Annotated in this window: 7 protein-coding genes; 5 read left to right on the forward strand and 2 right to left on the reverse strand. The window is 55.1% G+C overall.

Annotated features, from left to right (window positions below; genetic code table 11):
- The 5 genes from thiG (at position 1) to JLG71_RS26230 (ending at position 4,553) form a co-directional block, all read left to right on the forward strand.
- Positions 1-771: a thiazole synthase gene (gene thiG, locus JLG71_RS26210; protein WP_014227495.1), complete on the forward strand. Its 771-nt coding sequence runs from the start codon at positions 1-3 to the stop codon at positions 769-771.
- The gene (gene thiH, locus JLG71_RS26215; RefSeq protein ID WP_014227494.1) at positions 768-1,901 is read left to right on the forward strand and encodes a 2-iminoacetate synthase ThiH; all 1,134 of its coding nucleotides are present in this window, start codon (positions 768-770) and stop codon (positions 1,899-1,901) included. The genes thiG and thiH overlap by 4 nt, the downstream gene beginning before the upstream one ends.
- Before the next feature lie 320 nt (positions 1,902-2,221).
- Positions 2,222-3,754: a sensor domain-containing diguanylate cyclase gene (locus JLG71_RS26220; RefSeq protein WP_200913900.1), complete on the forward strand. Its 1,533-nt coding sequence runs from the start codon at positions 2,222-2,224 to the stop codon at positions 3,752-3,754.
- A gap of 172 nt (positions 3,755-3,926) precedes the next feature.
- Complete coding sequence (locus JLG71_RS26225; protein WP_004097653.1) at positions 3,927-4,232, forward strand: PTS sugar transporter subunit IIB; 306 nt, start codon at positions 3,927-3,929, stop codon at positions 4,230-4,232.
- A 3-nt stretch (positions 4,233-4,235) separates the two neighbouring features.
- Complete coding sequence (locus JLG71_RS26230; protein WP_004097651.1) at positions 4,236-4,553, forward strand: PTS lactose/cellobiose transporter subunit IIA; 318 nt, start codon at positions 4,236-4,238, stop codon at positions 4,551-4,553.
- A gap of 43 nt (positions 4,554-4,596) precedes the next feature.
- Here JLG71_RS26230 and dcuB read toward each other — a convergent pair whose 3' ends face one another.
- Complete coding sequence (gene dcuB, locus JLG71_RS26235; protein WP_004097650.1) at positions 4,597-5,937, reverse strand: anaerobic C4-dicarboxylate transporter DcuB; 1,341 nt, start codon at positions 5,935-5,937, stop codon at positions 4,597-4,599.
- A gap of 396 nt (positions 5,938-6,333) precedes the next feature.
- The gene (rpoC, locus tag JLG71_RS26240) at positions 6,334-10,557 is read right to left on the reverse strand and encodes a DNA-directed RNA polymerase subunit beta' (RefSeq protein ID WP_004097649.1); all 4,224 of its coding nucleotides are present in this window, start codon (positions 10,555-10,557) and stop codon (positions 6,334-6,336) included.
- Between the last annotated feature and the right edge of the window lie 72 nt (positions 10,558-10,629).

Consider the following 10,629-nt stretch of genomic DNA (forward strand, 5'->3'; position numbering starts at 1 on the left):
ATGTTACGTATTGCGGATAAAACCTTTGAGTCACATCTTTTCACCGGCACCGGTAAATTCGCCGCCCCCGACGTCATGGTGGAGGCCATTCGCGCCTCCGGCAGCCAGCTGGTGACGCTGGCGATGAAGCGCGTCGATCTCCGTCAGCATAATGACGCGATCCTCGCGCCGCTGCTGGCGGCCGGCGTTAGCCTGCTGCCCAACACCTCCGGCGCTAAAACGGCGGAAGAGGCGGTATTTGCCGCCCGTCTGGCGCGGGAAGCGCTGGGCACCCACTGGCTAAAGCTGGAAATTCACCCGGACGCCCGCTGGCTGCTCCCCGACCCGATCGAAACGCTGAAAGCGGCGGAGATTCTGGTACGGGAAGGCTTCGTGGTGCTGCCCTACTGCGGCGCCGACCCGGTGCTGTGCAAGCGCCTCGAAGAAGCGGGCTGCGCGGCGGTGATGCCGCTGGGCGCGCCCATCGGCTCCAATCAGGGACTGGAAACTAAAGCGATGCTGGAGATTATTATCGCGCAGGCCACGGTGCCGGTAGTCGTTGACGCGGGTATTGGCGTGCCGAGTCACGCGGCGCAGGCGCTGGAAATGGGCGCTGACGCGGTACTGGTGAATACCGCCATCGCCGTTGCCGACGATCCGGTAACCATGGCGCGGGCCTTCCGTTTAGCAATCGATGCCGGCTTGCTGGCCCGACAGGCAGGCCCGGGCGCGCGCAGCGCGCAGGCGCAGGCCACCAGCCCGCTGACCGGCTTTCTGGAGGCGCGGATATGAACACCTTCACTGACCGTTGGCGGCAGCTGGACTGGGACGATATTCGCCTGCGAATCAACGGGAAAACTCCCGCCGACGTTGAACGCGCCCTGGCAGCCAAACAGCTCAGCCGCGACGATATGATGGCCCTGCTCTCCCCCGCCGCCGCGGACTATCTGGAGCCTCTGGCCCAGCGCGCTCAGCGCCTGACTCGCCAGCGTTTTGGTAATACCGTCAGCTTTTATGTCCCGCTGTATCTCTCTAATCTCTGCGCCAACGACTGTACCTACTGCGGTTTCTCAATGAGTAACCGCATCAAGCGCAAGACTCTGGATGAGGCGGAAATAGCCCGTGAATGCGCGGCGATCCGCGAAATGGGCTTTGAGCATCTGCTGCTGGTGACCGGCGAACATCAGGGCAAGGTCGGCATGGACTACTTTCGTCAACATCTGCCCGCGATTCGCCGCCAGTTCGCCTCGCTGCATATGGAGGTCCAGCCGCTGGCGATGGAAGAGTACGCCGAGCTGAAAACCCTCGGTCTGGACGGGGTGATGGTCTATCAGGAGACCTATCATGAAAGCATGTATGCGAAACACCATCTGAAAGGGAAAAAGCAGGACTTCTTCTGGCGGCTGGATACGCCGGACAGGCTTGGGCAGGCGGGGATTGATAAAATTGGCCTTGGCGCACTTATTGGCCTTTCCGACAGCTGGCGGGTGGACTGCTTTATGGTGGCGGAGCATCTGCTGTGGCTCCAGCAGCATTACTGGCGCAGCCGCTACTCCATCTCCTTCCCACGACTGCGGCCTTGCGCGGGAGGTATCGAGCCCGCCTCATTAATGGATGAACGGCAGCTGGTGCAAACTATTTGCGCTTTCCGCCTGCTGGCTCCGGAAGTGGAACTCTCGCTCTCCACCCGCGAATCCCCCTGGTTCCGCGATCGGGTGATCCCGCTGGCCATCAACAACGTCAGCGCCTTTTCGAAAACCCAGCCCGGCGGGTATGCCGATAACCATCCGGAGCTGGAGCAGTTCGCGCCTCACGATGACCGCCGCCCGGAAGAGGTCGCCAGCGCGCTGGTGGCCAGCGGTCTACAGCCGGTATGGAAGGATTGGGACAGCTGGCTGGGACGCGCCTCCCAATCGTCATGATAACGAATGTAATTTCTTAAACGTTCTTCATGCACGATCGTAATAAGAGAAACGGGAGATTGTGGCCCTGTTCCCGTTTCTCTATTCTGCCCCTGTCAGCAGCGGACGCTGGCCAGGGCGAATATTCACTCTTCCTCCTTTTCGCCCTGCTCCCGCCTCTTTGCGGCAACGGTAATTCCATCAATATCGAATATTAATCAGTCCATATCACAACGTCAGCGTTATAATTACCGGAGTTTTATCTGATTCGCTCAGCAGGCATGCTGGCTAAACCTGCGTCTCCACCCACGGTTTAACGCTTCTGGAACGATTTACGACTCATGGCTCGTCATAATAGAAAGCTCTCTTTCACCACGCCGATTATCATCGGATTTGCAGGTATTTTATTCAGCTTCTTGCTGATAGCGGTGTTTGCCACGACGACGCAGGGGAATGATTTTCTCGAAGATTATCATCATATTAATCGCAATTTTACCCACAATATGGCGACCAACTACACGGAGACGCTGCTGCAGGGCAACGACTTTATCCTCACCCGTGCCGCCACTTTCTTTGCCCGCAACGATGCGCTGAATGAGGCGGTTAACGTCAATCCGGAAAAAGGGTTGATGCAGCTTATGCAGTTGCAAAATATGATGCAGACCGTTTCGTCCATCTCGCTGGCGGATACCAATGGGCACTATCTGCGCGCGCCCGAGGTTCTGGAGACGGAAGACAGCCAGTCCTTCGATGCCAAAACAAGGCCGTGGTTTATTAAGCAAGCGGAAGCCAGTACCTTCAGTCTGTATACCAGCCCGTACAACGACTACTTCACGCATCATCCGACGATTACCGTCTACAAACCCATTATCTCCCCGGAGGGGCGGCTAAAGGGCAGTCTCGCGTTTCATCTCGATCTCACCTCAATGGGCTACGCGTTACGGCAGATGGTTGCACCGGTCCAGGGGGAATTTTTTGTGGTGCAACGCGATGGTAAAGTCGTTCTCCATCCCGACCCTGGCGCTTTATTTAAACCCTACGTCAGTGAAGCCTTGATGGACAGAATGACCAGCGGCGAAGGCCAGCTTTACGACACCAATACGGACACCTGGTACTATTACTACTCCTTTACCAACCCCGACTGGTTTGTTATTTATCGGGTCGATAACTCGACGCTGGTCAACTTAACGCGCCATGAAACGGATATCGTCGCCTGGAGCTTTGCCCTGGCCGCGATCGTTATCGTGCTGTTTGGACTGTATCTGCGCCATGCTTCACGTACGGTGTTGATGAACATCATCAATGCGATTAAAACCGGGGATGTTCAGCGCGCCCCGCGGCTGGAAGCGATGCTCAGCAAAGCCATCGAGAGCAATAAGCAGCGCGAGTTAACCTACGTTCGCCAGGCGACCATCGACGCGCTAACCGGCTGCAAGAACCGCCGCGCCTTTGACAGCGATATCGCCGCGCTGATGAACGATCATCAGCCCTTCTCTCTTGCGCTGGTTGATATTGATAACTTCAAAACGATAAACGACACTTGGGGTCACCTCAACGGCGATATCGTGCTGCGCAATGTCGCCCGGGAAGGGCTGCAAATCCTCCAGCCCCTGCAAATTTCGCTTTACCGCTACGGCGGCGAAGAGTTTGCGGTGATCTTTACCACCGGACATAGCGATGACGCCCTGATGCTGCTGGAGAGCTGGCGGGCCCGCGTTGCGCAGCGCTCCTGGCGTGAAGAAGGGCTAACGGTCACCTTCAGCGCGGGACTGGGGGAATGGAATATGGAGCCCCTGGAGCAGCTTGTCGTACGCGTTGATGAAGCGCTGTATAAAGCCAAGCAGCAGGGCAAGAATCGCATCGTCCGCGCTTAACAGAGCCCACCGTTTCAGGCCTGTCGGACGCGGCTTTTAGCGTTTTCGCCCCCAAAACCGAAACCGGTTTCATTATTTTGTGATGACTTACACACAATCACCGTAAAGCGGTTGTCCCGCCCGCCTGCCCGCGATAAAGATGGTACATCAAGGAACATAAGGGCCAACAATTATGAAGAATATCGTTTTATGCTGTGCCGCAGGAATGTCCACCAGCATGCTGGTTCAACGTATGCAGGCCGCTGCGCAACAAAAAGGCGTGGAAGTCTCCATCAAAGCCGTACCGGTTGCCGAGTTTAAAGATAATCTTGCCGCTGCCGATATTATCCTGCTCGGCCCTCAGGTGAAGTACGAGCAGGCCAAGCTACAGGCAATGGCCGACCCGTTTGGTAAAAAAGTCGCCGTCATCGATATGATGGATTACGGCATGATGAAAGGCGATGCCGTGCTTGATAAAGCCCTGAAGCTGATGGAGTAAGAGATGGAAGATTTAGAAACGATCATCATGGAGCTGCTGGTTAACGCCGGTTCTGCGCGCAGCTCGGCGTTAACCGCTCTGCAGCTGGCGCGTAAAGGCGATTTTGCTGCGGCCGAACAGGCAATGGCGGAATCCCATGAATTCGTCAAGCATGCGCATAAAATCCAGACCCAGCTGATTGGCATGGATGAAGGCAGCGGCAAGCTTCCGGTTAACCTGATTACCGTACACTCTCAGGACCACCTGATGAACGCGATGGTCATTCAGGATCTGGCTACCGACATGATTGAGCTCTATCGCCGAATTCCGCTCGCACAATAACGTCAACGACTTAACAGGCGCCGCTACCGGCGCCCGTATCCTCTTAAAGAAATCCGTACATCGCTGCAAATACCCAGCCAAAGACGCATGAGACGCTGACGCCAATGAGCCCTGGCAGAATAAAGCTATGGTTAATCACAAAGCGGCCGATATGCGTAGTACCTGAGCGGTCGAACTGAATCGCCGCCAGATCGCTTGGGTAGGTCGGCAGAATGTAATAGCCGTAGCAGGCGGGCGCGGAAGCGACGATGTAGGCCGGATCGACGCCAATCGCCAACGCCACCGGGACGATCGCCGCCAGCGCAGCCGCCTGGGAGTTAACAAACTTCGATACCAGCAGCAGAACGATAGCGTAGGCCCACGGGTACTCCTTCACCATCTCCCCGAGCACGCCTTTAATCTCGGTCATGTGCGCGCCGAACATCGTTTCCGCCATCCACGCGATGCCGTACACGGCAACGATAGCGATCATCCCGGAACGGAACACCTCATTTTTGGAGATCGAAGCCGGATTCGTTTTCGTAATGATGATGATGAGCGCCCCGGAGAGCAGCATAAACATCTGGATCACCAGCACCATCGACAGCGGCTTACCGTCGAATGCCGGACGCAGTTCGGAGAAGGCGCCGAGCAGGGCGACAACCGCGATTGAGGCCAGAAAAATCCACATCGCAATCCAGTTGCTGGTCGGAAGCTTTCTATCCAGCAGCGTGGCCGTGTCCCCGTACACGTAGTGACGGTTTTCCGGTACCGCAATAAAGGCCTGGAAGGTTTCGTCTTTATCGAGGTCTTTGCCGCGAAACCAGCTGAAGATACCAATGGCCAGAATCCCCAGCAGCGTGGACGGAATGGTTATCGCCAGCAGGTCGAGAAATTCAAGGTGCTTGCCGTTAAAGGTAAAGTTGCCAAGCATTGCCACCAGCGAGACGACCGCCACGGAAACCGGGCTGGCGATAATCCCCATCTGTGCGCCGATCGAGCTGGCGGCCATGGGTCGCTCCGGACGGATGTTATTTTTGATGGCGACATCATAAATAATCGGCAGAATGGTATATACCACGTGCCCCGTGCCGCAAAGAATCGTCAGCGTACAGGTGACGAATGGCGCGACGATCGAGACATATTTCGGGTTTCGCCGCAGGAGTTTCTCGGCAATCTGCAGCATCACGTCTAGACCACCGGAAGCCTGCAGCGTCGCCGATGCCGCCACGACGGCGATAATAACCAGCATGACATCGACGGGCGGTTTTCCAGGCTTCAGGTGAAAAACAAAGACCAGGATAACTAGCCCAATACCGCCTAAAAGACCGAGCGCAATGCCGCCCTTTCTCGCACCATAGAACAAACAAATTAAGATAATGATAAGTTGTATAGCAAATTCCATACATCCCCCAGAAGCTATCCATTAAATAACGACAATACTCTCCGCTTTGTTTTTATTAGTTCACCTCCTCCATCGCCTTTTAACAGGCGTAACAATCCCCTCGGCTGCGGTAAACCGAAAAGAACCGGGAAAGTAATCACATGATTATTTTAGTTTTTTGACTATATAGCGTTTGCGGTGCTTATTTTTTGACACGCGTAGAATTTTCACCCTTTCATTGAAGATGAAAAACAGTCATGGAAATAAATCATTATAGGAGTGGTTTATATTTGCTAATTAATTGCAGCTATTACATCAATAAAATGTAATAAAAAAGTAGACAGAATAAACTGGCAGGCAATAAAAAAGCCAGTCAGGTGACCTGACTGGCTTTTTGAGCGTTTAGCGAATCAACGATTAATCGTTGTCAGAACCACCCAGACCCGCGTTCAGCAGTTCTGCCAGGTTAGCAGAAGCTTCTTCCACGCTGACCTGCGGCGCTGCTGGCAGTTCGCCCGCTGCGCGACGGCGCATACGATCCTGGTGGTACGCATAACCGGTACCGGCCGGGATCAGACGACCCACGATAACGTTCTCTTTCAGGCCACGCAGTTCGTCGCGTTTACCCGCAACGGCTGCTTCGGTCAGGACACGGGTGGTCTCCTGGAACGATGCGGCAGAGATGAACGATTCGGTTGCCAGGGACGCTTTGGTGATACCCAGCAGATCGCGGGAGAATGTTGCACCCACTTTGCCGTTCGCTTCCAGATCGCGGTTAGCAATCTTAACGCGAGAGTATTCAACCTGTTCGCCTTCCAGGAAGTCGGAGCTACCGGCGCTTTCGATGGTCGCTTTACGCAGCATCTGACGAACGATAACTTCGATGTGCTTATCGTTAATCTTAACGCCCTGCAGACGGTATACGTCCTGAACTTCGTTAACGATGTAACGAGTCACAGCATGCACGCCACGCAGACGCAGAATGTCGTGCGGCGCTTCCGGACCGTCGGAAACCACGTCACCACGTTCTACGCGTTCACCTTCGAACACGTTGAGCTGACGCCACTTAGGAATCATCTCTTCGTACGGATCGCTACCGTCTACCGGGGTGATAACCAGACGACGTTTCCCTTTGGTTTCTTTACCGAAGGAAATGATGCCGCTGATTTCAGCCAGGATTGCCGGCTCTTTCGGACGACGCGCTTCGAACAGGTCGGCAACGCGCGGCAGACCACCGGTGATGTCCTTGGTACCGCCGGATTCCTGCGGTACACGCGCCAGGGTGTCACCAGAGCTGATCTGGACGCCATCTTCCAGCTGAACAATTGCTTTACCCGGCAGGAAGTACTGCGCAGGCATGTCGGTGCCAGGGATCAGAACGTCATTGCCCTGAGCATCAACGATTTTCAGCGCCGGACGCAGATCTTTACCGCCAGTGGTACGCTCTGCAGAATCCAGAACCACCAGAGAAGACAGACCGGTCAGCTCGTCGGTCTGACGAGTAATGGTCTGACCGTCAATCATGTCAGTGAAGCGGACAAAACCACTCACTTCGGTGATAACCGGCATGGTGTGCGGATCCCAGTTTGCTACGGTTTCACCGCCGGCAACCTGCTCGCCATCACCTTTCGCCATAACGGAGCCGTAAGGTACTTTATAGCTCTCTTTGGTACGACCGAATTCGTCGATCAGCTTCAGCTCGGTATTACGGGAAGTAATAACCAGCTTACCGCTGGAGTTCACAACCGACTTCGCATTGCTCAGACGGATGCTACCTTTGTTTTTCACCTGGATGCTGGACTCAGCAGCCGCACGAGATGCCGCACCACCGATGTGGAACGTACGCATCGTCAGCTGTGTACCCGGCTCACCGATGGACTGTGCCGCGATAACGCCGATAGCCTCACCTTTGTTGATGATGTGGCCACGCGCCAGGTCACGACCGTAGCAGTGCGCACATACACCAAAGTCGGTGTCACAGGATACAACGGAACGCACTTTGACGGAGTCAACGGAGTTCTCTTCCAGCAGATCGCACCAGTGCTCGTGCAGCAGCGTGTTGCGTGGAACCAGAATGTCCGCCGTACCCGGCTTCAGAACGTCTTCAGCGGTCACACGACCCAGTACGCGATCGCGCAGCGGCTCTTTAACATCGCCACCCTCGATAACCGGGGTCATGGTGATGCCTTCCAGGGTGCCACAGTCGTCTTCAGTCACGACCAGGTCCTGCGCAACGTCAACCAGACGACGAGTCAGGTAACCGGAGTTCGCCGTTTTCAGTGCGGTATCCGCCAGACCTTTACGCGCACCGTGCGTGGAGATGAAGTACTGGAGTACGTTCAGACCTTCACGGAAGTTCGCGGTGATTGGCGTTTCGATGATGGAGCCATCCGGCTTCGCCATCAGACCACGCATACCGGCAAGCTGACGAATCTGTGCAGCAGAACCACGCGCACCGGAGTCGGCCATCATGTAAATGCTGTTGAAGGAGACCTGCTGCTCTTCTTCGCCGTTACGGTTAATAACGGTTTCAGTTTGCAGGTTGTCCATCATCGCTTTGGATACACGATCGTTCGCCGCGGCCCAGATATCGATAACTTTGTTGTAGCGTTCGCCAGCGGTAACCAGACCCGACTGGAACTGCTCCTGAATCTCAGCAACTTCCGCTTCCGCTTCGCTGATGATCTCGTATTTTTTCTCCGGGATGACCATGTCATCGATACCAACGGATGCACCTGAGCGCGCTGCATAAGCAAAGCCGGTGTACATCGTCTGGTCCGCAAAAATAACGGTCGGTTTCAGGCCCAGAATACGGTAGCAGGTGTTCAGCATCTTAGAGATGGCTTTCTTGCCCAGCGCCTGGTTGACGATGGAGAAAGGCAGACCTTTCGGTACGATCATCCACAGAATGGCACGACCAACGGTCGTATCTTTCAGGCTGGTTTTCGCAACGAACTCGCCGTTTTCATCTTTTTCGTATTCGGTGATACGCACTTTAACGCGCGCATGCAGAGAGGCCAGGCCAGCGCGATAAATACGCTCAGCTTCTTTCGGGCCAGTCAGCACCATGCCTTCGCCTTTGGCGTTAACACAGTCACGGGTCATGTAGTACAGACCCAGTACAACGTCCTGAGACGGAACGATGATTGGTTCGCCGTTCGCCGGAGACAGGATGTTGTTGGTAGACATCATCAGCGCACGCGCTTCGAGCTGGGCTTCCAGCGTCAGCGGTACGTGAACAGCCATCTGGTCACCATCGAAGTCGGCGTTGTATGCCGCACAAACCAGCGGGTGCAGCTGAATAGCTTTACCTTCGATCAGTACCGGCTCAAATGCCTGGATACCCAGACGGTGCAGGGTTGGTGCACGGTTCAGCAGTACCGGGTGTTCGCGGATCACTTCGTCCAGGATATCCCAAACGACAGCTTCTTCACGCTCAACCATTTTCTTAGCGGCTTTGATGGTGGTGGCGAGGCCACGCAGTTCCAGCTTGCCGTAGATGAACGGTTTGAACAGCTCCAGCGCCATTTTCTTCGGCAGACCGCACTGATGCAGACGCAGGTATGGACCTACGGTGATAACAGAACGACCGGAGTAGTCAACGCGCTTACCGAGCAGGTTCTGACGGAAACGACCCTGCTTACCTTTGATCATATCGGCCAAAGATTTCAGAGGACGTTTGTTAGAACCGGTGATCGCACGACCGCGACGACCGTTATCCAGCAGGGCGTCGACCGCTTCCTGCAGCATACGTTTTTCGTTGCGTACGATGATGTCAGGCGCAGCCAGATCCAGCAGACGTTTCAGACGGTTGTTACGGTTAATGACGCGACGATACAGATCGTTCAGGTCAGAAGTCGCGAAACGACCGCCATCCAGCGGAACCAGCGGACGCAGATCTGGCGGCAGAACCGGCAGAACGGTCAGGATCATCCACTCCGGCTTGTTGCCAGACTGTACGAACGCTTCCAGCAGTTTGATACGCTTGGTCAGCTTCTTACGCTTGGTTTCGGAGTTGGTTTCGTTCAGCTCTTCGCGCAGAGTTTCGCACTCTTGCTCCAGATCCATGCTCTTCAGCAGGGCCTGGATAGCTTCCGCACCCATCTTCGCGTCAAATTCGTCACCGAACTCTTCCAGCGCATCCAGATACTGTTCTTCAGTCAGGATCTGCTGGCGTTCCAGGTTGGTCATACCGCCTTCGATAACCACATAGGATTCGAAGTACAGCACGCGTTCGATATCGCGCAGCGGCATATCGAGCAGCAGGCCGATACGGGACGGCAGAGACTTCAGGAACCAGATGTGGGCGGTCGGAGACGCCAGCTCGATGTGGCCCATACGCTCACGGCGCACTTTAGTCTGGGTCACTTCAACGCCGCACTTCTCACAGATCACACCGCGGTGTTTCAGGCGCTTGTACTTACCGCACAGGCACTCGTAGTCTTTTACTGGCCCGAAAATACGCGCACAGAAAAGGCCGTCACGCTCAGGTTTGAACGTACGGTAGTTAATGGTTTCCGGCTTTTTAACTTCACCAAAAGACCATGAACGGATCATGTCTGGCGATGCCAGAGCAATTTTGATCGCATCAAACTCTTCGGTTTTAGTTTGCGCTTTCAGAAACTTTAATAAGTCTTTCACGGATTTGCTCCCGTCGGAGTTAGCACAATCTGGCGCCGGGTCTTACCCCGGCACCAGTGACCTGTTTGAGCG

This window comes from Klebsiella michiganensis, assembly GCF_015139575.1.
In the GTDB taxonomy this organism is placed as follows: Bacteria; Pseudomonadota; Gammaproteobacteria; order Enterobacterales; family Enterobacteriaceae; genus Klebsiella; species Klebsiella michiganensis.

Excerpts from the sequence above, each read along its gene's own strand:
- dcuB (WP_004097650.1), bottom strand. The coding sequence starts at position 5,937 with ATGGAATTTGCTATACAACTTATCATTATCTTAATTTGTTTGTTCTAT.
- thiG (WP_014227495.1), top strand. The coding sequence starts at position 1 with ATGTTACGTATTGCGGATAAAACCTTTGAGTCACATCTTTTCACCGGC.
- thiH (WP_014227494.1), top strand. The coding sequence starts at position 768 with ATGAACACCTTCACTGACCGTTGGCGGCAGCTGGACTGGGACGATATT.
- JLG71_RS26225 (WP_004097653.1), top strand. The coding sequence starts at position 3,927 with ATGAAGAATATCGTTTTATGCTGTGCCGCAGGAATGTCCACCAGCATG.
- JLG71_RS26230 (WP_004097651.1), top strand. The coding sequence starts at position 4,236 with ATGGAAGATTTAGAAACGATCATCATGGAGCTGCTGGTTAACGCCGGT.
- JLG71_RS26220 (WP_200913900.1), top strand. The coding sequence starts at position 2,222 with ATGGCTCGTCATAATAGAAAGCTCTCTTTCACCACGCCGATTATCATC.